We start from the raw sequence: 21,897 nt of genomic DNA, 5'->3' as shown, positions 1-21,897 counted from the left end.
CTTTATACTTACGCTGCCCTATACTATGGCAGCACAAGACAGCATTGTCTTTAAAGACAGTATTGAATCTATAACTAAGCGCGTATACAAACATAAAAATAATGGTGATTATGAGATCGCTTTATCAGAAATTGAAAAAGGCCTTCAGATTGCCGCAAGTACTGATAACATTGAATCTATTGTAGATTTCTACAACCTTTCTGCCCGACTAAATATTCAATATGAGAAGCCTATAAATCCTGATATTTATTTAAAAGAAGCTCGAGAAGTTCTAAATTTATATAAGTACAATAATGGGAGAGCTCTTACAGCAATTTTAGAAGGTTACTTACACGCTAAGAATAAAGAATCTGATAAAGCATATGCCTCTATAAGTGAATCTTTAGAAGTTTTAGATTACAAAAACACAAGTCTTTTAAATACTGTTCTCTTTTATCAAGGACTTATCTACACCGAATTAGGAGAAACAGGTAAAGCCAAGACTATTTTCCAAAAAATGATCCCTCCAGATCATAAATATGAAAAAGAATACTTATCTGCTGCTACACAACTTACACTAGCAAAAATTTATGCCGATGGTGACAATATTCAAAGTGCAGAAATACTTTTAGATAATGTTTTAAGAACAGCTGCACGACATAATTTCCCAGAAATATTACTCGGCACCAATTTATTAAAGAACCGAATAGCAAGTAACAAAGGAGATTATTACGCCGCTTTACTTTATTACAAAAAAGCGGATAGTATTCGTTTAAAATATTTTGGACCTGATATTGTAAGAAAACAAAATGAGGCAGCATACACAAATGAGGCGAAGTTCTTAAACAATGTAATTGCAAGAATGAGCCAGGATGAGATTGAGCAACAGCAAAAAGTAAATATCTCTAAGTTAACTTCTGTTCTTAGCTCTGCACTTTTGATAATAATCTCATTATTGACCATTTCATTATATAGAAATAATCAAATAAAATTTAAAACAAACGACCTTCTTTTAAAGAAGAATAAAGAATTACAACTAGCAAAAGAAGAAGCTGAAAGAGCGATGCGCGCTAAAGGTCAGTTTTTATCTACTGTTAGCCATGAATTGAGAACACCATTATATGCTGTTACTGGGTTAACACATTTATTGTTAGAAGAAAATCCAAAAGACAGTCAGAAAGAACACCTAAAATCTTTAAAGTTTTCTGGTGAATACCTTTTAGACTTTATAAATGACATCCTTCAAATCAATAAAATTGATGCTAATAAATTAATTGCTGAAAAACTGATTTTCGACATCAATAAAACTCTTGAAGATGTTGTTTATTCACTCAAGCAAACAGCAAAAGAGAATAAGAATACCATCATTTTAAATATTGATGAAAACGTTCCTCGAAAATTAATTGGGGACCCATTAAAACTATCTCAAATATTAATTAACCTTGTTGGAAACGCCCTTAAGTTTACTGAAAATGGAAAAGTAATCGTTAATGTAAAACTCATCAGTTCACAACAAGACATCTATAAAGTTCATTTTGAAGTTAATGATGAAGGAATAGGAATTTCTGAGGAGATGCAGAAAAACATATTTGAAAGTTTCTCGCAAGGTTCCATCCAAATAAATAGAAAATATGGAGGAACGGGACTTGGACTAACAATTGTAAGGAGCTTACTAAGCATGTTTGATAGTGATATTAATGTGAAAAGTGAAATCGGAATGGGAAGCTCTTTCTATTTCGATCTAGATTTCTTATTACCTGAGCCTTCAGAAATTATTGAAGAAGAAACCGAAGAACTAGAAGAAGCTATTCTGAAAGATTTATATTTCTTAGTAGTTGAAGACAATAAAATCAACCAGGTTATCACTAAGAAAATGTTAGCCAAAAAAGGAATCACCTGTGATGTTGCCGACAATGGTTATGACGCAGTTAAACTCGCTAAAGAGAACAACTACGACCTCATCTTAATGGATATCCATATGCCTGGAATTAGCGGCTTGAAAGCTACAGAAGAAATTCGAACTTTTGATCGCGCCATTCCTATAATAGCATTAACCGCACTTACGATAGACGAAAGTACAGACGATTTCTTTGCAGCTGGTTGCAATGATGTAATTACAAAGCCATTTAAACCTGATTTATTCTATAAAATAATAGGGAACTCAATTTTAAAATCTAGTAGCAGAGTTTAATTTTACTCACCAGAAAATGCTAAGATAGAAGCATCAAAGCCTTCCTTATTGTTTATAAATTTAGTTTCAATTGGAAGACAATATACATTTGAAAGATGCTTTTCTAGCCTCACAAAATCCTTTTCAGTAGTAAGAATAAAGTCTTTCGTTTTAAACATTTCAATTTCTGAAGTAGAAAAATTATGGTGATCAGGGAATTTATGGTGGTCAAAATTAATTCCTTGTTCCTTTAAATGAATTAAAAGCGGTTCTGGATTTGCAATTCCAGTTACCAGCGTCACATTCTTGTTCTTTAATTCCTCTAAAAGAATAGACTCCTTATTAGATAACACTTTTTCTTTGTATGAAATTGTTGCAAAAAACACTTTTTGACTTGCCGCTACCTTCAACTTATTAATAATTTCTACTTGCCTATTCTTCGATAAATCACTTGGGCATTTTGTTACCACAATGATTTCTGCTCGCTTGGCCTGTCCTTTTAAATCGCGTAAATTACCTGCTGGAAGAAGCAGATCATCAGGATAAAGGTCGCCGTACATTGTTAAAAGGATATTTAATCCAGCTTTAACTTTACGATGCTGAAAGGCATCATCCAATATAATTACCTCGGGATTTATAGCTTCCTTCAAACTCAAAATACCATGTTGCCTATCTTCATCTACAGCTACAGTAACATCTTTTAATTTATTATGATATTGAAAAGGTTCATCTCCAATGCTTTCTACGGTAGCCTTATCTGTTGCTAAAACAAAACCCTTGGTTGCTCTTTTATATCCCCTACTTAATATTGCTGTTTTAAATGTATCTTTAAGAAGTTGCGAAACATATTCTGTCATCGGAGTTTTTCCAGTTCCTCCTACACTAAGATTCCCGATGCAAATAACAGGGAACTGATATTCCGCTGATTTGAAAAACTGAATATCAAATAAGTAATTCCGTACAAATATTATAGCTCCATAGATCCATGAGAATGGTAAGAGCAATTTTCTCCATCTTCGCATATAAGCGAAATTAGAATATTTTATCTTTGAAAAAAAATGATCGTATGCTTATTAAAGATGTAATTAATATCATTGAAGAAATAGCACCACTTTCCTATGCGGAAGATTTTGACAATGTTGGCCTATTAGTTGGTGATAAAAATGAAAATCTAACTGGCGTTTTGGTATGTTTAGACACCTTAGAGGCTGTTGTAGATGAAGCTATCGAGAAAAAATGTAATCTTATTGTAAGCTTTCATCCTATTATATTTGGTGGACTAAAAAAGATTACTGGTAAAAGTTATGTAGAGCGTGTCGTTCTAAAAGCCATAAAAAACAATATTGCTATTTACTCGCCTCATACCGCTTTAGACAATAGTTTTGTAGGTGTAAATGCTAAAATATGTGATGTTTTAGGGTTAAAAAACAAAAAAGTTCTTATTCCGCAGAAAGACACCATAAAAAAACTAGTCACTTTTGTTCCTAACAAAAATGCAGAAGCGTTACGAAAAGCATTATTCGAAGCAGGCGGAGGTACTATTGGTAATTATGAAGAATGTAGTTTTAATATTAAAGGTACAGGAAGTTTTAAAGGAAACGAAGCCTCTAACCCTGTTGTTGGCACAAAAGGAACTACTCATTATGAGGAAGAGACTCAAATAGGAATCACTTTTCCGAAGCATAAAGAAGGAGCTTTATTAAAAGTGCTATTCAATAATCATCCCTATGAAGAAGTTGCTTATGAAGTAACAAGTCTCGAAAATACCAACCAACATATTGGTATTGGGATGATTGCAGAACTAGAAACTGCTCAAAATCCAATAGAATTTCTTAAATTCGTAAAAGAACGTATGCAAACTGGATGTGTAAGACACTCAGAGTTATTAAATAAAAAAATAAAAAAAGTGGCTGTTCTAGGTGGTAGCGGCGCGTTTGCAATACCTAATGCTATTGCTGCTGGTGCTGATATTTATATTACTGGAGACGTGAAATACCACGACTTTTATAAGGCTGAAAATAAGATAATTATAGCAGATATTGGCCATTATGAAACAGAACAATACACAAAAGATCTTTTAGTTGAGTATCTTACGAAAAAAATCACTAATTTTGCAATCGTTTTATCAGTTTGTAATACAAATCCCGTCAAGTATTTATAAGTAATATGGCAAAAAAAATAGAAGCAACAGTAGAAGAAAAGTTAAGAACCTTATACGACTTGCAGCTTATCGATTCTAGAATCGATGAAATTAGAAATGTTCGTGGTGAATTACCTTTAGAGGTAGAAGACCTAGAAGATGAAGTAGAAGGCTTAAGAACACGTATGGATAAACTCAACGGGAGCCTTGAAGAAATAACTCAAGAGATTTCTGCTAAGAAGAATCTAATCGAGGAATCTAAAAGTTCTATTAAGAAATACAACGAGCAACAAAAAAATGTTCGTAATAACAGAGAGTTCAACTCTTTATCTAAAGAGATTGAGTTCCAAGAATTAGAAATTGAATTAGCTGAAAAGCACATTAGAGAATTCAAAGTTCAAATTGAGCAAAAGAAAGAGGTTATCAATCAATCTAAAGAACGTTTAGCTGAAAGAGAAAGCCACTTAAAGCACAAAAAAGGAGAACTTGATGATATTCTTAAAGAAACTGAAAAAGAAGAAAAAACTTTAATGGACAAGAGTCTTTCTTATGAAGACCTTATCGAGCCAAGACTTCTTTCAGCTTATAAAAGAATTCGCGAGAATGTTAAGAATGGTTTAGCAGTAGTTGCTATCGAGCGTGGAGCTTCTGGAGGATCTTTCTTCACAATCCCACCTCAAGTACAGATGGAAATTGCTTCTCGTAAAAAAATTATTACTGATGAGCACAGTGGTAGAATTTTAGTTGATCCTACACTTGCTGAAGAAGAAAAGCAAAAAATGGAAGCTCTTTTCGCTTCAATTTAAGCTCATAATATTTTCATTAAAAAGCCTCGCATGTGCGAGGCTTTTTTTATGGGATCATTTAAAAATACATTTCCTATTTTTAATATTAGATATAAAGTATAATTATTACCACGCTAGAGGTAAACTCATAAAGTATAAAAAATAAAAATTGGTTAGAAAACTACAATCCTTAAAAGAAAAGAAAAAGGAAAAAACCTCTCTTAGAGATTCTTTTGCTGCCTTTAAATATATCCCTAGATTTCTATCAGAAATATGGAAAACGCATAGGTCGATGTATGTCATAAATACCTCCGCAAGACTTTTAAATGCATTTTCTCCAGTAATCTTATTATGGGTTGGAAAACTTATTATAGATGAAATTATTCTCCAAATAAACACTCCAGACAAAGACTACACCCTATTATGGAAATATGTAGCTTTAGAATTAACGGTGGCTATCCTTTCTGACTTAATAAGTAGATTAATTACATTAACAGACAGTTTGCTAGGCGACTTATATGCTAATAAATCTTCGGTTACTATTATAAAAAAAACAAACGAAATTGAAATTAGTCAACTCGAAGACCCAGAATTCTATGACAAATTAGAAAGAGCAAGAACGCAGACAACGAGTCGAGTAAACCTCATGTCTAATATCCTGACTCAAGTCCAAAGTATAATCAGCATGATTTCTTTAATTGCTGGTCTTATCTACTTTGAACCCATTCTTATTGTTATTTTAGTGCTTAGTATCATACCTTCTTTTATAAATGAAATTAAATTTAGTTCCCAAAGTTATTCGCTAGCTAGAAGTTGGACTTCCGAACGCAGGGAATTAGATTATTTAAGATATGTTGGAGCGAATGATAAAACAGCCAAAGAAATTAAACTTTTTGGATTAACAGATTATGTGGCCAAAAGATTTAAAGTCCTTTCTGACGAGTATTACCTTTTAAATAAAAACATTGCTTTAAAAAGAAGTACATACGGCGCACTTTTTAATCTCCTTGGTGTATTATCTTACTATGCTGCATTTGTACTTATTATTTATCGTGTTTTAACTGGGGTAATTACTATTGGAGAGCTCACTTTCTTAAGTGGATCCTTTAATAGACTAAGAACTAATCTACAAGGTTTCTTCACAAGATTTACTAGAATCTCACAAAGTGCATTGTATTTAAAAGACTATTTCGACTTCATTGATTTAAAGATTAAAAAAAGTACAGAGGCAGAAATTCCTTTTCCTAAGGAAATTAAAGACGGTTTTACTGTTGAAAATGTAACTTTTAAATATCCAGGAAATACAGAGTATACGCTAAAAGGAATTTCTTTTAAGCTTAAAGCGGGAGAAAAAATGGCTTTTGTTGGTCAGAATGGTGCTGGAAAAACAACCCTAATAAAATTATTCTTACGCTTTTATGAACCTACATCTGGAACTATTTATTTGGATGGGATTGATATCAAAAAATTCAATAAAGATGAATATCAGAAGATATTTGGTGTGATTTTTCAAGATTTCTTTAAATATGAATTTACAGTAAAAGAAAATATTGCTGTTGGTAAAATCGATGAGATTGAAAACATTGATCGGATAAAGAAAGCTGCGGAACAGAGTTTAGCTTCTGAAGTGGTTAGTGAATTAAAAAAAGGGTTTGATCAGCAGTTAGGAAAACGCTTCAATAAAGGTCAGGAGTTATCTGGTGGACAGTGGCAAAAAATTGCACTAGCAAGAGCATATATGAAAGATGCCGCTGTTTTAATCTTAGATGAGCCAACCTCAGCCCTTGATGCTAAGGCAGAATTTAATGTCTTTGAACGATTTATAGGACTTACTAAAGGAAAGACAAGTATAATTATCTCTCATAGATTTAGCACCGTGAGAATGGCAGACACTATTTTGGTTTTGAAAGACGGAAATGTGTTGGAAATTGGAACGCATGAAGCGCTTATGGAAAACAATAAACTTTATTCAGAATTATTCGACTTACAGGCTTCTGGCTACAAATAGATTAAGCCTTTTTTGGAACAGTACATAAAGTAAATGCTTTTCCTATATATTCAGGATTCTCAATATTATCTATAATAAAATGAGCTACGTCTGATCTATAAATACGATCTGTAGGAACACGTCCTTTTTCTAAAGCAACATAACTTACTTCTCTTGAGGTTTCTTCTTTCAAACCTACAGGACGAACAATTGTATATGGTAATGAGCTGTTTCTAACAATATTCTCTTGATTAGTATGATCTTCTATATGCCCTTTTAGGATTGTTTTTACAAATGTTTTACTTAAAAAACCTAACTGATCAATACTTTCATTCGTTCCTGCAGAACTAACAACCCAAAGGCGGGCTTTACTATTACTAGCCTCTAAAGCAGAAACAATATTTTTAGTGCTTTCGGCACGCACAGAAGAGCATTTTAAACCTGCTGCTCCTACAGCTATTACTACAACATCAAATTTATTATTATTAATAAGGTTCTTCACCGTAATTTCATCCAAAGCATCACCCTTAACCACCTTAACTCCTGTTTCGGGTCGGTTTAATTTCTCTGGAGACCTTACAAAAGCAGTAACATGATGCCCTCCATTCAATGCTAATTTTACTACGTGCTTACCAGTTTTACCAGTAGCGCCAATTACTAGAATTTCCATAGTTATAAAGTTAAGAGAACTTATTGAAAATAAATATTTTGTAATAATTTATTTTAATTCTAAAAGCGTTTAATTTATTTCAGTTGAAACAAAATCTACACCTCTTCAATCATAGAAGTCCCGCTAGAAAAATCTCCTGAAGTCCATTCCCAAACTTCATGAAGTCTTATTTTTTCATTTTTCAATACTTTAGGTGTGGATATACAGCTTCCTGTCCTTATTATATTATTTTCATCCACTTGATGGTAACGCATATCTATCTTATTCTCCGCATCTACGATTCCTATCAAATGTCCTTTTATTATACATCCACCATTATATTCAGCAGTAATAATGTTTCCTTCTTGTTTATAGTAAAACAATGTTTCTTGTGAGGTTTGTCCGTTCTCAGAATTAGCGACTGCTCGAAACACTTTATTATTATAACTCAACCTTTTCATTAACTTGACAATGCTTTTAGAATTGTATTCTCAACCTCAAGGCTATCCCACTTAGACTCGATATCCTTAATTTTCATTACTCCGTCCATTATATTTCTTTGAAAATCTCCTACGCGTAATGCTTCAGAATAAGGAGCTTCAGAAAAAGTAACTCTACTGTATAAAGGCATCCATTTATCAGGATGCTTATCAGAAAAATGCTTCTCAATTTTCTTACGAAGTAAAAAATTTGCGTCTGCAGTTTTCGAACTCATTTCAATAAAATTCCTATAACTTAATTCTGCAATCGCATCGGTATTTGGTTTTCTAGATGCTCCATATTCAGAAAAAATTGTTTTCCAATCATCTCCATATTCGTCCATAAGTTCATTTAATACAGAAATGTCTTCAAATCCAGCATTCATCCCTTGTCCGTAGAATGGAACAATTGCATGGGCGGCATCTCCTATCAAGGCCACTTTATCTTCAGAAGACCAAGGCTCACACTTAATCGTTACTAATGCGCTTGTTGGATTCTTAAAAAAATCTTTCATAAGATCTGGAATCACTTCCATAGTATCTTCAAAATGATTTCTAAAAAAAGAATCCAATTTACTCTTTGTATCTAATCCTTCAAAAGAATTCTCTCCTTCTAAAGGCATAAACAATGTACAAGTAAAACTACCATCCAAATTAGGCAAAGCAATAAGCATAAACTCCCCTCTAGGCCAAATGTGCAGCGAATTACTATTTAATTTATGAAAGCCATCTTTATTAGCAGGAATACTAAGCTCTTTATAGCCTGTTTTTAAGAAATCCTGACTATAATTAAACATGCTACGACGTTGCATTTTATGGCGGATTCTAGAGAAAGCGCCATCTGCTCCAAAAACAATATCATATTGATGCGGTGTCCACTCCCCTTTTTCAGAATCTCCAGTATATATTATTGCTTCCTCCAACGAGACATCCCATACTTTAGATTCAAAAATAAAATTCACGCCAGCTTCTTCTGCTAAATCGATCATTTTCTTATTTAAAACCCCTCTAGAAATCGAATAAATAGCCTCCCCTTCTTTACCATAATGCTGAAAATAAACCGGTTTTCCTGGGGTGTGAATTGCTCTTTTATCCATAGGAATAGAGATCTCTTTTATCGGCTGATCGATTCCTATATTTTCCAAGGCTTTCCAACCTCTCGTAGACATCGCCAAATTTATAGACCTTCCAGAGAACTCCATGGTCCTAATATCTGGACGTCTATCGAAAACATCTACATGATGACCTCTTTTTCTTAAATAAATTGCTAATAAACTTCCTACGAGTCCGCTACCGGTAATCGCGATTTTTTTTGGCGTTTGCATGAGGATATAAATATAAAAGTCCCGCTTATGCGGGATTCTTTACAAAGTTAACAAATTATCCTGTTTTATTAACCTATGTCAACCTTATCAATACCTTTCTATCACTATATTTGAGTAAGAACATGAAAATTAGAACATATGAAATCGAATCAACCGCTATTAGCGTCTTATAATTTAGGAAATATAACATTAAAGAATAGTATTGTGATGGCTCCTATGACTCGCTCTAGAGCAGATAATGAAGAGAATGCTCCTACAGATATGATTGCAGAATATTATGAACAAAGAGCTAGTGCTGGTTTAATTATTTCTGAAGGAACACAAGTGTCTAAAGAAGCTGTGGGATATATAAATACTCCAGGGATATATTCTAAGGCACAAGTTGAAGGCTGGAAAAAAGTAACCAAAGCTGTTCATAATAAAGAAGGAAAAATATTTGCTCAACTCTGGCATGTAGGGAGAATATCGCATCCTTATTTTCATAATGGAGAACTCCCACTTGCTCCTAGCCCAATAAACCCTAATGAAAAAGTATTTACGCCAAATGGTTTTGAAGAGACTGTTACTCCCAAAGAAATGACAGTTGAGGATATTAAAAGAACTATTAGCGATTTTAAAAAGGCAGCAATAAATGCTAAAGAGGCTGGTTTTGATGGGGTAGAAATACACTCCTCAAACGGATATCTTTTCCATCAATTCTTTAACAACAGTTCTAATAAAAGAACTGATGATTACGGAGGAACAATTGTAAACAAAACGAGGTTCTTTTTTGAGGTATTAGATGAAATAAAACAAGTATTTCCAGAAAATAAAATTGGAGTTCGACTAAATCCTTCTTTACATGGTGTTTTTGGAATGACAGCAGACGAAGAAACTATTCCAACTTTTGATTATATCGTTGAAAGGCTTAACGATTATAATTTGGCTTACTTACACCTTTCTGAACCCTTTACAGATGTATCTGAAGTTCCATTTTTAGTGAAAGAAATTGCAAAGCATTATAGACCACTTTATAGCGGAACACTAATGATTAATACCAATTTTAATCAAGAAAGAGGAAATGAAGTTTTAGAAGAAGGGGATGCAGATCTTGTAGCGTTTGGAAAACCTTTTATTTCCAATCCAGATCTTCCTGAGCGTTTTGCTCTAAATGCTCCAATAGCAGAATGGGATCAAGATACATTTTATGTTCCTGGAGCTAAAGGATACATAGATTACCCTACTTACAGAGAGTCTCAAGAGTCTAAAAATAGCTAATGTTATAAAAATTTCGTATCTTATAATGGAATAATTATTTAACCCCCAGCTTTTTGGGCAAAAAAAATTAAAAATTATGAGTGAAAACAAATTGGAGAGAATGCAAAAAATACTTTCGAAATTAGAGGATATTAAAAATACTCAAGAAAGTAGCATTGATAAAATCAACCATGTCATTACAGATCTATTTCAGCATCCAGATGCTAAACTAGAAAAAGTAATGGAAGATGCGCATCAAAAAGCATCCGATAACGTAGACATGGTTAGAGAAGCTATTAACGATTACCAAGAACGTGTTAATAAGCTCACTCCACAATAATATTACAGATTTATCTTTAAGAAAGGGCTGCCAATTGGCAGCCCTTTCTTTTTAGTTTTATTTAACAAAACCATAAAATCCAGACCTTCTTTTGTGCCGTATATATTAAAAGCACACATAAAATAACGCTTAACGCGCCCATATATATTTCAATGAACCCTTACTAATTAGTAAGGGTTTTATCTTTTTACCTCTTCATTAAACTTCAAGATTTATAAATTAACAGCACAAAACTATGTTTCACAATAACAGTAATTTACGCGTTAAAATTCGTTAAATAACCTTACAAAAAGAAATCAAATGATTAATTTAATGATATAAACCAACTTTTCATCTGCTATCAGTTAGATGAAAAATAAAAAAGAAAATTATGAGAGATATTATTTGGTTAATCGTTGTTATTTTAATTATTGGGTGGCTAGTAGGCTATTTTGGGTTTGGAGAAGCCGTAGGAAGTCTTATCCATATCTTACTGATATTAGCCATTATAGGAATACTTTATAGACTCGCAACAGGTAGAAGACCATAAAAAATTAAAAAAAATCAATTTTAAAAGATCCAAACTTAAAATTGAAGCGTATATAAAGTAATCATTACATAGTAGTAGGTATTAGTTTAGGGGAAAAGCCTCTCGTTTAATTACGAGAGGCTTTTCATTTATAAGAGGCTCATACTATTAAATATTTTTATTCTATAGGTAATTATTTTTAGCATATCTCCTATTTTTGCAAGATGCAAAGTTCGATATCTAATCACATTTCAGAATATATCTCTTTAACTCCAGAGGAAAAGTCTTATTTTTTTAGTCTTTTGACTCCGCTTACTTTAAATAAAAAAGAAACTCTAATTAATGCAGGCGACGAAGTGGATGCTCAATATTTTGTTGTAAAAGGATGTTTAAAAGCCTATGAAATAGACAGCCAAGGCGACGAACATATTTTACAATTTGCTATTGAAGATTGGTGGATTAGTGATTTCAAAGCTTTTTTCCATGAACAGAAGGCTACTCTCAATATTGATTGTATTGAAGATGTAGAGTTATTAAAAATTACGAAAGCCGATTTAGAATTGCTATTTGAAAAAGTACCTAAATTCAATAAATTCTTCAGAATAAAACTTACAAACGCCTTTTTAGCTATGCAAGACAGAATTTTATCTGCCTTAGATAAAGACAGTGCAGAAAGGTATCTAGATTTTCTAAACACATATCCTACTATTGAACAACGCGTTCCAAATTATCTAATTGCAAACTATCTAGGCATTAAGGCGGAAAGTTTGAGCAGATTAAGAAGGAAATTAACAAATCTCTAGTTTATAAAAACAAGTAAGCAAAAAGGAAACTTGAATGACTTACATTCAATTAGGAGTCAGCTTTTATAAAATAGTCTAATAGTATTTATAATTTTGCAAAATCTGATTATTAACGCGTATCTTTTAAATTATATTTACATTTATAAAAAAATCCAGAATCGCATGAAAAATATAACCCTACTTATACTTACTCTTATTTTTATTTCAAGTTGTAAAAAAGAAAAAGAAGTAACCGCTGCTGCTTATAATCCATTAGAGGAAATTGCATACGCTAATGGTTTTGAAAACTGGGATACTGTTGAAGAAATAAAATTTACTTTCAACGTAGACCGAGACACCACCCATTATGAAAGAAGTTGGATATGGAAACCTAAAAAGAATGATGTTACCTTTATAAAAGATGGTGAAGAATTAACTTTTAATAGAAGTCAGATTCTTAGTGATGCTGAACTTTCTGCCGACAAGAACTTTATAAATGATGTATATTGGTTACTTGCTCCATACAAACTTATATGGGATGACGGCATTGAATATACAGAGCCTGTTATGGAAATTGCTCCAATAAGCAAAGATTCTCTTCAAAAGGTAACAATTACTTACAGCAATGAAGGAGGATATACTCCTGGAGATGCTTATGATTTTTATGTTGATAAAAATAAAGAAGTAAAAGAATGGGTATATCGTGAGAACAATAGCACATCAAAATGTATGATGACTACTTGGGAAGACTACAAAGATTTTAATGGTATCAAAATAGCTACGATGCATCAAAATGAAAATGGCATTTTTAGACTGTACTTTACAAATATTGATGTAAAAACAACTAAGGAGTAAACTATTTTTTCTTTTGTTTCAAATAAAATGCCGTAAGAAAGACAACTCCTGCGGCAAATAGTAATACAGTATAACTAAGTCTCAATGAAGATATATCTGCCAAAAAACCTAAAATAACAGGGCCAGATAAAAAACCAACATAGCTTATTCCTGCAATAAAAGATATTCCTTTTGCAGGCTCAACTCCCTCTACTTTTCCTGCTAAACGGAATAATTCTGGGATAATTACCGAAAACCCAAGTCCAACGAGACCAAAGCCTAATAGTGCTGCGTATGTATTTGCGGTTAGTACAAAAGCATAACCTAAAACTCCAATAAAAGCGCCTCCAATTATTATTTTTAAGGCTCCATATTTATCGCTCACATAATCTCCAAAAAACCGACCAATAGTCATTGTAGCAGAAAAAATGGTATACCCCAATCCCATTAAAATTGTGGAGTTAGTAAGTGTGACATTTTCAAGGTAAAGACTACTCCAATCTGCAATAGCTCCTTCACTGGCTAAAATTAAAAAACCAATAACACTCAATCCTATTAATGGTTTTAAATATTTAAGCTCTAATCTTCCACTTGCTTCTGTAGAACCTTTTACATGAACATAATATTTAAAAAGTATCAGGTTTGTAAGAACTACAAAACACATTACATACATTATATGATGTAAGGGCGCATCTAAATACAACTTTAAGAAACTCCCTATCCCTGCTCCTATAACACCTCCTAAGCTAAAAAAACCATGTGAAGCTGACATAAAGGTGACATTCTCGTCTTTTTCAACTTGAGATACTAACGTGTTCATTGCAATATCTGTAAATCCAGAAGTTAAACCTACCACAAAAAGAGAAGCCCCCAAAATAAAATATGAATTTGCCAAAAAAGGCAACAAAAAGGAAATAGCATAAAGTGAAACGGCAATAATTGTTGCCCTTCCCAAGCCTAACTTTTTTATTATAATTGGAGTCATAGGAATAAAAACTAAAGTCCCTAGAGCGAAAAAGAATAAAGCTATACCTAATTGCCCTTCTGAAATAGCCAATTTCGATTTTATATCAGGAATATAAATTGCCCAAGTACCAAACATTATATTTAATGATGCAAACACCCATGCTGGAGCAAAATATTTCTTATTGCTTAGAATTAATTGCAATGAATTCATTTATATATTGATTTTTCAGGGTGTTTATAATACTTTTAAAGACTTTTCATTGTGTAAGAAAATCTACAATTTTACGTCTAAATAACAGTAAATATAATTAAAAAGAGATGAAAACAACATTATATAAAGCAGACACTAGAGGACATGCTAATCACGGTTGGTTAAACGCATACCATAGTTTTAGTTTCGCTAATTATTTTGATCCAAAACGAATGAATTTTGGAGTTTTAAGAGTTTTAAATGATGACACTATTGCTCCAGGAATGGGGTTTGGAAAGCATCCTCATGATAATATGGAGATCATTACCATTCCACTATTTGGTGATTTGGAACATGAAGACAGTATGGGGAATAAAAAGGTCATAAAAGAAGGTGACGTACAGTCAATGTCGGCAGGAACTGGTGTTGTACATAGCGAGTATAATAAAAATCGCGATAAAGAGGTAAAACTTTTACAAATATGGCTAATGCCGAAAAAAAGAAATGTAACTCCTTTTTACGATCAGATCAGTTTAAAACTAGAAGACAGAAAAAATAAATTCCAGCAAATAGTTTCTCCAAATAGTGATGATGATGGTGTAACTATTAATCAAGATGCATGGTTTAATATTACTGAAATGGATGCAGGAAAGGAATTGGAATACAATTTACATAATCCAGAAAATGGAGTTTATGCTTTTGTTTTAGAAGGAGATATTTCTATAAATAATGAAAAATTAAACCGTAGAGATGCCTTAGGAATCGAAGCATCTGAAAAGTTAGAAATAATTGCAGATACTAATGCTAAATTACTTTTGATGGAAATCCCTATGGCTTAACACATCCTAAAAGCTCAAAAAAAACACCCCAAAAAGGTTGAAAACCTTTTTGGGGTGTTTTTTTTGAGTATGTCCATCTTAAAATAAAGATACAGATTACTTAAGGCCAGACAGTATTACTATTTAGTTTCCTAAAATTCCTTGCTTTAGAATTTGACCAAAACGATACATCTCTTCAAAAGAGTTATAAAATGGTGTTGGCGCTAACCTTATAACATTAGGCTCTCTCCAATCGGTTATTACCCCATTTTCCATTAAATAATCAAACAATGCTTTCCCTTGACCGTGTAAAAAAACCGACAATTGGCAACCACGATCTTTAGGTGTTATAATTTCAAATGTATTCGAAGTTCCTAATTCAGCATCAATTGCCTCCAAAATAAACTCTAAATAAGCAGTAAGAAGCTTACTTTTATCTATTAAAGCATCCATATCTACCTCATCAAATAAAGATAGAGAGGCTAAATAAGGCGCCATAGCCATCACTGGAGCATTGCTAATTTGCCAAGCTTCGGCATTTGACATAGGATCAAATTCAGGTTCCATTAAAAAACGGGTTTCCTTTTTTGTTCCCCACCAACCTTCAAAACGAGGGATATCTTTTCTTCCTAAATACTGCTCATTTACATAAATCCCAGAAGCATTCCCTGGGCCGCTATTCATATACTTATAACTACACCAAGCAGCAAAATCTACATTCCAATTATGCAGTTCTAATTTTATATTTCCTGCTGCATGAGCTAAATCCCAACCTACAAAAGCGCCTTGCTTCTTACCTGCTTCTGTGATTTTTTGCATGTCAAAGACTTGTCCGTTGTAGTAATTCACTCCACCAATCAGTACAAGCGCTAATTCATCTCCAACCTCTTCTATGGTTTTTACCACATCTTCGGTGCGCCAAGAATGTTCTCCTGCTCTCTTTTTAACCTCAACAATGACATCTTTTGGGTCGAAACCATGAAAACGAGCTTGACTGGCTAGCATATATTGATCTGAAGGAAAGGCCTTCTCTTCACAAATAATTTTATAGCGCTTCTTTGTAGGCCTATAAAAAGAAACCATTAGCAAGTGAAGGTTTACAGTAAGCGTATTCATTACAGTTACTTCTTCTGGCTTCGCCCCTACTACTTTTGCTAAAGGTGCAGCTAAACGCTCGTGATAATCCCACCAAGGTTTTTCTGCTTTGAAATGACCTTCTACAGCTAGGCCTCCCCAATCGTTCATTACATCGTTTACAAATTTCTGACTCCTTTTAGGCTGAAGTCCCAACGAATTTCCAGTAAAATAAATTACTTCTTTCTGATTTATAACAGGAAAAATAAACTCGTTTTTATATGCTGCCAGCTTGTCTTTAGCGTCTAATGACTTTGCAAACTCGCTTGTATTTTTAAATTCCATCGGATCGAGGTTTTTACAAAAATAATGACTTAATTCGGAAGCGCGAAGTTAAAAAACCTAAGTTGCCTAAACCTATATTATGTATTACATTTACAAAAATACACCTACAAAACTTACTAGCCCTGATTGAGGCGACTACCCCGATTGGCTAGTAAAACTAGACAGGCGTGTAGTGACGAAAGCAGGCAACAACACTAGCTATTACACAACATATAATGAGCTTCAAAAAAATAAAAACAATGAAAATATATCATTTACTAAGCATTTCAATTTTCACACTTTTCGTCCACAAAGCAGGTATAGCTCAAGAAAAATATAGCGAAGAGATCCTTATTGGAAAAGGAAACCCAGAATTATTTGGAGACGGAATAGGCTTACAAGACCAGGCCTACAAAGCATTTTTAGAGATGCAATCTGCAGCAAAAAAAGACGGAATTTCGATAAGAGTTGTCTCAGGATATCGAAACTATAGCAGACAAAAAGCTATTTATGAGCGTAAATATAATTTGTACACCAAAGATGGATTAACCCCTGAAGCTGCTATTGAAAAAATAATTAGATACTCCACAATTCCGGGTACATCGAGGCATCATTGGGGAACGGATATTGATATTATTGACGGTTCAAAAAAAGTAACTGGCGATGTTTTAGTACCTAGTAAATTTCATGGTGAAGGTCCTTTCTGTAAGCTAAAAGAATGGATGGATAAAAATGCCAGTGATTATGGTTTCTACATTGTTTACACAGATAATCCGAATAGAAAAGGCTTTAAATATGAGCCTTGGCATTACAGTTATCAGCCAATTTCTAAACCTATGCTGGATGCATATTTAAAGCTCGATATTATAGAGATTTTAAAATCTGATAATCTTTTAGGGAGTGAATCTCTTACCTCAGAATTTATGAATACTTATATAGAAAATAACGTGTCGGATATTAATCCTGCGCTAAAATAACAGCTTTTTTTTCGTAAATTTATAATGTTTATTCGCTTCTAATTAATTCTTAAAAAATGCGAGGAAAAAGTAGAATTAGGCTTTTTATTGGGCTTGCTATAGCCTTATTTGCGGTTATTAAATATTGTGCATCTTCTGATGAGAACCCTTATACGGGCAAAGATCAACATATTACTTTATCTCCTGAAGAGGAGATTGCAATTGGTTTACAAAGCGCCCCTCAAATGGCACAGCAATATGGAGGTTTGTATCCAGACAATAAATACCAGGCTCATGTAGATGCTGTTGGTGAAAAGTTGGTAAAATATAGTATTGCTTCTGAAAGTCCCTATCAATTCGATTTCCATCTCTTAGGAGATTCGGAGGTAATAAATGCATTTGCTCTTCCTGGAGGGCAAGTTTTTATCACTTACGCATTGTACTCTAAATTAGAAAATGAAGATCAATTGGCTGGCGTTTTAGGTCATGAAATTGGTCATGTCGCAGGAAGGCATTCGGCTGATAGAATGTCTAAACAAGGACTTACACAAGGTATTTTAAGTGGAGTTGCTGTAGGGAGTGAAAGTTTATCTACAACACAAATAGCAGCTATGATTGCCAATGTTGTTAATATGAAATACGGTAGGGATGATGAATTAGAAAGTGATAATCTTGGAGTAAAATTTATGATTGAAGCAGGGTATAAACCTGAAGAAATGATAAGTGTTATGAAGATTTTAAAAAGTGCTTCCGGACCAAATAGCGTTCCTGAATTTCAAAGTACACACCCTGATCCTGAAAATAGAATCGAGAAAATCCAAGAAGCAATAGAAATGTATAAAACCCTATAATATTGCATTTTAACTAGAAATATTGTACCTCAACGTTTCTTAAACTTTAACACTTTTTATCTACATTAAAATACTTTAGTTTTATGGGAGTAAACCAATTTTTAGTCCCTACACTCTAACTCTGTAATAATCTATTTAAAGCTAAAAAATCATTTATTAATTAGTTTTAAATATTTTGTATGACAACACTTCTACTCTTAAAAGAGCTATATCGTAGTTCTTTTTCTGATCTAGAAAATGCTTTTGCCGCCAAAATTTTAAAAGTCTTCGCATGGTTATGCTTTGCTTTTATTTTGGTTGCTATCTATGCATTTTTCTATCGCTTATTTACCGGATTCCCAATGTAGCATGAGCTATATTGGAAGAAACTGCTTTGTTGGTAAGAACTGGCAAGGAAGTTATTAAAAAGAAAAATCCCGCTCATTGCGGGATTTTTTAGATCGCTAAATCAAATAAATTAAACTCTGAGATTAAGAATTTAATGCTTTCTCCAGCACAGCTTTTGCATCTTTAGCATTAGATAGCTCTGCATAATCCATGGCTGTAAATCCTTTTCCTGAACATTTAGTTTTTAAATTTGCCTCATTAGAAATAAGCAATTCTAAAATGTCTACACGATTAAATTTTGCTGCATACATTGCTGGTGTTAATCCGTTAGATTTAGAATTTACATCCGCTCCTAAATCGATTAACTTTTTAACTGTTTCAAAATCTCCCTTTACAATAGACATACAGAAAGGTGATACTTTTGGTGTTGTCTTAATTAGCGAAACCTGATGAGTAGTTTCTAATGCTTTTTCGTTTTTTGATGTGTGTGCAAATGTTACTCCTACTACAAGGAACAAAGTGGCTACAAATACTAACTTTTTCATGATTACTAGTTTTACTGGTTATATTGAAAAGACGCACGGAGAATTATAATGTTTCACCAAAAAGAAGGGTTTAACGTATCTTTAACTTTAATGCTAACAGATTGTTACATAACTATTGATTCTTTAAAATTATTTTAAAGTTTGCCATGTTTTGTAACAAAGGGGCTTCCAGCTTTCCATAAAATCTATTATAATGCTATCTTTGAGTTATAATAAATTATGAAATGGAAAAAAAAGTAATACTTATGATTTTGGATGGATGGGGAAAATCTCCAGATCCAAAAATATCAGCAATAGAAAAGGCAAATACTCCTTTTATAGACTCTTTATATAAAAAGTATCCTAATGCAAACCTTCTAACTGACGGAATGAATGTTGGTCTTCCTGAAGGGCAAATGGGAAATAGTGAAGTTGGACATATGAATTTGGGAGCTGGTAGAATTGTATACCAAGATCTTGCAAAGATAAATCTAGCTGTAGAAAAAAACACTTTAGCTAAAGAAGAGGAGCTTAAAAAAGCTTTCGAATACGCTAAAGAAAACAACAAAAAAGTACATTTTGCAGGTCTTTTAAGTGATGGTGGAGTACATTCTCACATTAAGCATTTGGAAGGGCTTTTAAACGCTACTAATTCTTACGGATTAAAAGATGTATATGTTCATGCTTTTACTGATGGCCGCGATGTAGATCCGCAAAGTGGTAAAGGTTTTATTGAAGAAATCCAGAAACATTGTGCTAAAACAAACGCAAGATTAGCGTCTGTTATTGGTCGTTATTATGCTATGGATAGAGATAAAAGATGGGAACGTATAAAATTAGCGTACGATCTTATGGTAAATGGTCAAGGTGCTGCTTATAAGAATGCACTAGAAGCGATACAAGAAAGCTATGATAATGGTGTTACCGATGAGTTTATTAAACCAATTTCTCTTCAAGATGCAGATAATAATGCAATAGCAAAAGTAGAAGAAGGAGATGTTTTAATATTCTTTAATTTCCGAACTGATAGAGGAAGACAATTATCGCAAGCACTTACTCAGCAAGATTTTCCAGAAGAAAACATGCATAAGTTAGATTTATATTTTGTTACGATGACAAATTATGATGAGACTTTTAAAAATGTTCATGTCGTTTATAATAAGGACAATATTGTCGACACGCTAGGAGAAACAATCGCTAATGCTGGTAAAAATCAGATTAGAATTGCTGAAACCGAAAAGTATCCTCATGTTACTTTCTTCTTTAACGGAGGTCGCGAAGAGCCTTTTACTAATGAGAAGCGCTTACTTTGTCCTTCTCCAAAAGTTGCTACTTACGACTTAAAACCAGAAATGAGCGCTTACGAGATTCGTGATAGCATTGTTCCAGAACTTAAAAAAGGAGACGTAGATTTTGTATGCTTGAATTTTGCAAATCCAGATATGGTAGGACATACCGGAATTATGGAAGCTGCTGTTAAAGCTTGTGAAGCGGTAGATAAATGTGCACAAGATGTAATTACTACCGCTACAGAAAATGGATACACTACAATTGTAATTGCCGATCATGGAAATTGTGATACAATGATAAATCCAGATGGGAGTCCAAATACAGCACACACTACAAATCCAGTGCCTTTAATTTTAGTAGATGAGAATATTAAAGAAATTAAAGATGGTGTTTTAGGAGACATTGCTCCTACAATTTTAAAGCTGATGGGAATTGAACAACCAAAGGCTATGACAAGACACGCATTGGTATAAAAAATAGTTTCAGTAACTTAGAAATATTATCCCTAAGGCTATAATAAACTAAAACCATATCTCTTTGAGTGGAGTTGAATAAGTTTTACTAAAATTAGTAATTAGTAGGTTTTCGATTCCACTCAATCTGATGGTTTTAAAAGGTAAAATTACAACATACAAGCCTATTAACTATCTTTTTTAAATGTAAGGTTCTAAGCTTTAAAAAGACTGTATATAGGAATCTATTATGTTTCTTTTTTCAGAAGAAAAACAATAAAAAATTTTATGAAAAAGCAATTTTTAATATTAGCATTGGCAGCAATTACATTTTCATGTGGTACGAAAACTAAAAAAGCTGAGAATGCCACCCCCAATACTACAGTAGTTCAAGAAGAAAATACTGAAGAAGATATCCTCATAGGATTTCACACTAGAGAAGACCTAAAAGAAGAACCGCATAACGAATGGTTTGAAAGTACTTACAGTGAATACACTCCAGATGAAGAAACTGTAAATGCACTAAAACCCTTGGTGAAAAATCAAGAAATTAAAATTTTTATGGGTACTTGGTGTAGTGATAGTCAGCGCGAAGTTCCTCATTTTTTTAAAATAATGGATCAAGCTGGTTACACATATGATGATTTTAAATTAATAACAATGTCTCGTGAGAAAACTACTCCAGACAATTTAGAAAAAGGATTAAACATCACTAATGTTCCTACAATAATATTTTATAAAGACGGTAAAGAAATAAACCGAATTGTAGAATATACTATCGATAGTTTAGAAAAAGATATGCTTAATATTCTTGAAGGAAAGGATTACAAGAACGCTTACGCCGAATAATTTAATTTGATTCGTTAAAAGTTTTTATTTTTGGTAATAAACTTCATTATATTTGTAATGAC

The 21,897-nt window shown here is 32.9% G+C and carries 22 protein-coding genes; 15 read left to right on the top strand and 7 right to left on the bottom strand.

The genetic code is table 11. The features are described from left to right. Window positions 1–25: 25 nt before the first annotated feature. Complete coding sequence (locus JM658_RS13570) at window positions 26–2,170, top strand: tetratricopeptide repeat-containing hybrid sensor histidine kinase/response regulator (protein WP_236959819.1); 2,145 nt, start codon at window positions 26–28, stop codon at window positions 2,168–2,170. A gap of 2 nt (window positions 2,171–2,172) precedes the next feature. Here JM658_RS13570 and lpxK read toward each other — a convergent pair whose 3' ends face one another. Continuing rightward, a complete protein-coding gene (gene lpxK, locus JM658_RS13565) occupies window positions 2,173–3,171 on the bottom strand; it encodes a tetraacyldisaccharide 4'-kinase (RefSeq protein WP_236959818.1) in 999 nt (332 codons plus the stop codon). Between the two features lie 44 nt (window positions 3,172–3,215). Here lpxK and JM658_RS13560 point away from each other — a divergent pair, with 44 nt between their 5' ends. From JM658_RS13560 to JM658_RS13550, 3 genes are all read left to right on the top strand, one after another. Beyond that, window positions 3,216–4,310: a Nif3-like dinuclear metal center hexameric protein gene (locus JM658_RS13560; RefSeq protein WP_236959891.1), complete on the top strand. Its 1,095-nt coding sequence runs from the start codon at window positions 3,216–3,218 to the stop codon at window positions 4,308–4,310. A 5-nt stretch (window positions 4,311–4,315) separates the two neighbouring features. Continuing rightward, window positions 4,316–5,095 (top strand): zinc ribbon domain-containing protein, encoded by a 780-nt coding sequence (locus tag JM658_RS13555; protein ID WP_236959817.1) that lies wholly within the window; start codon window positions 4,316–4,318, stop codon window positions 5,093–5,095. Window positions 5,096–5,243: 148 nt separating this feature from the next. Next, window positions 5,244–7,082: an ABC transporter ATP-binding protein gene (locus JM658_RS13550; protein WP_236959816.1), complete on the top strand. Its 1,839-nt coding sequence runs from the start codon at window positions 5,244–5,246 to the stop codon at window positions 7,080–7,082. A 1-nt stretch (window position 7,083) separates the two neighbouring features. On the opposite strand, the gene JM658_RS13545 is transcribed toward JM658_RS13550, so the two are convergent. From JM658_RS13545 to JM658_RS13535, 3 genes are all read right to left on the bottom strand, one after another. After that, window positions 7,084–7,731 carry an NAD(P)-dependent oxidoreductase gene (locus JM658_RS13545; RefSeq protein ID WP_236959815.1) on the bottom strand — a complete coding sequence of 216 codons (648 nt, stop codon included), beginning with the start codon at window positions 7,729–7,731 and terminating at the stop codon, window positions 7,084–7,086. Between the two features lie 95 nt (window positions 7,732–7,826). After that, window positions 7,827–8,171, bottom strand: coding sequence for a n-acetylglutamate synthase (locus JM658_RS13540; RefSeq protein WP_236959814.1), 345 nt, complete (start codon window positions 8,169–8,171; stop codon window positions 7,827–7,829). Beyond that, the gene (locus JM658_RS13535; RefSeq protein ID WP_236959813.1) at window positions 8,171–9,514 is read right to left on the bottom strand and encodes an FAD-dependent oxidoreductase; all 1,344 of its coding nucleotides are present in this window, start codon (window positions 9,512–9,514) and stop codon (window positions 8,171–8,173) included. Before JM658_RS13535 ends, JM658_RS13540 begins: the two co-directional genes overlap by 1 nt. A gap of 138 nt (window positions 9,515–9,652) precedes the next feature. Here JM658_RS13535 and JM658_RS13530 point away from each other — a divergent pair, with 138 nt between their 5' ends. The 5 genes from JM658_RS13530 to JM658_RS13510 all read left to right on the top strand — a co-directional run bounded on the left by JM658_RS13530 (window position 9,653) and on the right by JM658_RS13510 (window position 13,235). Beyond that, window positions 9,653–10,771 (top strand): alkene reductase, encoded by a 1,119-nt coding sequence (locus JM658_RS13530; RefSeq protein WP_236959812.1) that lies wholly within the window; start codon window positions 9,653–9,655, stop codon window positions 10,769–10,771. A 76-nt stretch (window positions 10,772–10,847) separates the two neighbouring features. Further along, window positions 10,848–11,090: a hypothetical protein gene (locus JM658_RS13525; protein WP_236959811.1), complete on the top strand. Its 243-nt coding sequence runs from the start codon at window positions 10,848–10,850 to the stop codon at window positions 11,088–11,090. A gap of 370 nt (window positions 11,091–11,460) precedes the next feature. Next, entirely contained in the window at window positions 11,461–11,619 is a 159-nt protein-coding gene (locus tag JM658_RS13520) for a lmo0937 family membrane protein (RefSeq protein ID WP_236959810.1), read from the top strand. Window positions 11,620–11,822: 203 nt separating this feature from the next. Continuing rightward, window positions 11,823–12,401, top strand: coding sequence for a Crp/Fnr family transcriptional regulator (locus JM658_RS13515; RefSeq protein WP_236959809.1), 579 nt, complete (start codon window positions 11,823–11,825; stop codon window positions 12,399–12,401). Between the two features lie 162 nt (window positions 12,402–12,563). Continuing rightward, complete coding sequence (locus JM658_RS13510; protein ID WP_236959808.1) at window positions 12,564–13,235, top strand: hypothetical protein; 672 nt, start codon at window positions 12,564–12,566, stop codon at window positions 13,233–13,235. A gap of 1 nt (window position 13,236) precedes the next feature. Here the strand turns inward: JM658_RS13510 and JM658_RS13505 are convergent, their stop codons facing one another. Then, complete coding sequence (locus JM658_RS13505) at window positions 13,237–14,391, bottom strand: MFS transporter (protein WP_236959807.1); 1,155 nt, start codon at window positions 14,389–14,391, stop codon at window positions 13,237–13,239. Window positions 14,392–14,498: 107 nt separating this feature from the next. Between JM658_RS13505 and JM658_RS13500 the strand changes: the two genes are divergently transcribed. Then, entirely contained in the window at window positions 14,499–15,209 is a 711-nt protein-coding gene (locus JM658_RS13500; protein ID WP_236959806.1) for a pirin family protein, read from the top strand. Between the two features lie 123 nt (window positions 15,210–15,332). Here JM658_RS13500 and kynU read toward each other — a convergent pair whose 3' ends face one another. Then, complete coding sequence (gene kynU / locus JM658_RS13495; RefSeq protein WP_236959805.1) at window positions 15,333–16,607, bottom strand: kynureninase; 1,275 nt, start codon at window positions 16,605–16,607, stop codon at window positions 15,333–15,335. Window positions 16,608–16,846: 239 nt separating this feature from the next. On the opposite strand from kynU, the gene JM658_RS13490 reads away from it, so the two are divergent. The 3 genes from JM658_RS13490 to JM658_RS17230 all read left to right on the top strand — a co-directional run bounded on the left by JM658_RS13490 (window position 16,847) and on the right by JM658_RS17230 (window position 18,740). Further along, entirely contained in the window at window positions 16,847–17,563 is a 717-nt protein-coding gene (locus JM658_RS13490; protein ID WP_236959804.1) for a M15 family metallopeptidase, read from the top strand. Window positions 17,564–17,619: 56 nt separating this feature from the next. Beyond that, window positions 17,620–18,393 carry a M48 family metalloprotease gene (locus JM658_RS13485; protein WP_236959803.1) on the top strand — a complete coding sequence of 258 codons (774 nt, stop codon included), beginning with the start codon at window positions 17,620–17,622 and terminating at the stop codon, window positions 18,391–18,393. Window positions 18,394–18,572: 179 nt separating this feature from the next. Beyond that, a complete protein-coding gene (locus JM658_RS17230) occupies window positions 18,573–18,740 on the top strand; it encodes a DUF6747 family protein (RefSeq protein WP_317207879.1) in 168 nt (55 codons plus the stop codon). Between the two features lie 123 nt (window positions 18,741–18,863). Here the strand turns inward: JM658_RS17230 and JM658_RS13480 are convergent, their stop codons facing one another. After that, the gene (locus tag JM658_RS13480) at window positions 18,864–19,265 is read right to left on the bottom strand and encodes an ankyrin repeat domain-containing protein (RefSeq protein WP_236959802.1); all 402 of its coding nucleotides are present in this window, start codon (window positions 19,263–19,265) and stop codon (window positions 18,864–18,866) included. A 224-nt stretch (window positions 19,266–19,489) separates the two neighbouring features. Here JM658_RS13480 and gpmI point away from each other — a divergent pair, with 224 nt between their 5' ends. Both gpmI and JM658_RS13470 read left to right on the top strand, forming a co-directional pair. Continuing rightward, entirely contained in the window at window positions 19,490–21,007 is a 1,518-nt protein-coding gene (gene gpmI / locus JM658_RS13475; protein ID WP_236959801.1) for a 2,3-bisphosphoglycerate-independent phosphoglycerate mutase, read from the top strand. A 267-nt stretch (window positions 21,008–21,274) separates the two neighbouring features. Then, window positions 21,275–21,835 carry a TlpA family protein disulfide reductase gene (locus tag JM658_RS13470; RefSeq protein WP_236959800.1) on the top strand — a complete coding sequence of 187 codons (561 nt, stop codon included), beginning with the start codon at window positions 21,275–21,277 and terminating at the stop codon, window positions 21,833–21,835. Window positions 21,836–21,897: the final 62 nt, after the last annotated feature.

It is taken from the genome of Joostella atrarenae (assembly GCF_021764745.1).
GTDB lineage: Bacteria > Bacteroidota > Bacteroidia > Flavobacteriales > Flavobacteriaceae > Galbibacter > Galbibacter atrarenae.
Note: the sequence above shows the minus strand (reverse complement) of the source record. Positions and strands in the feature narration are given on the sequence as shown.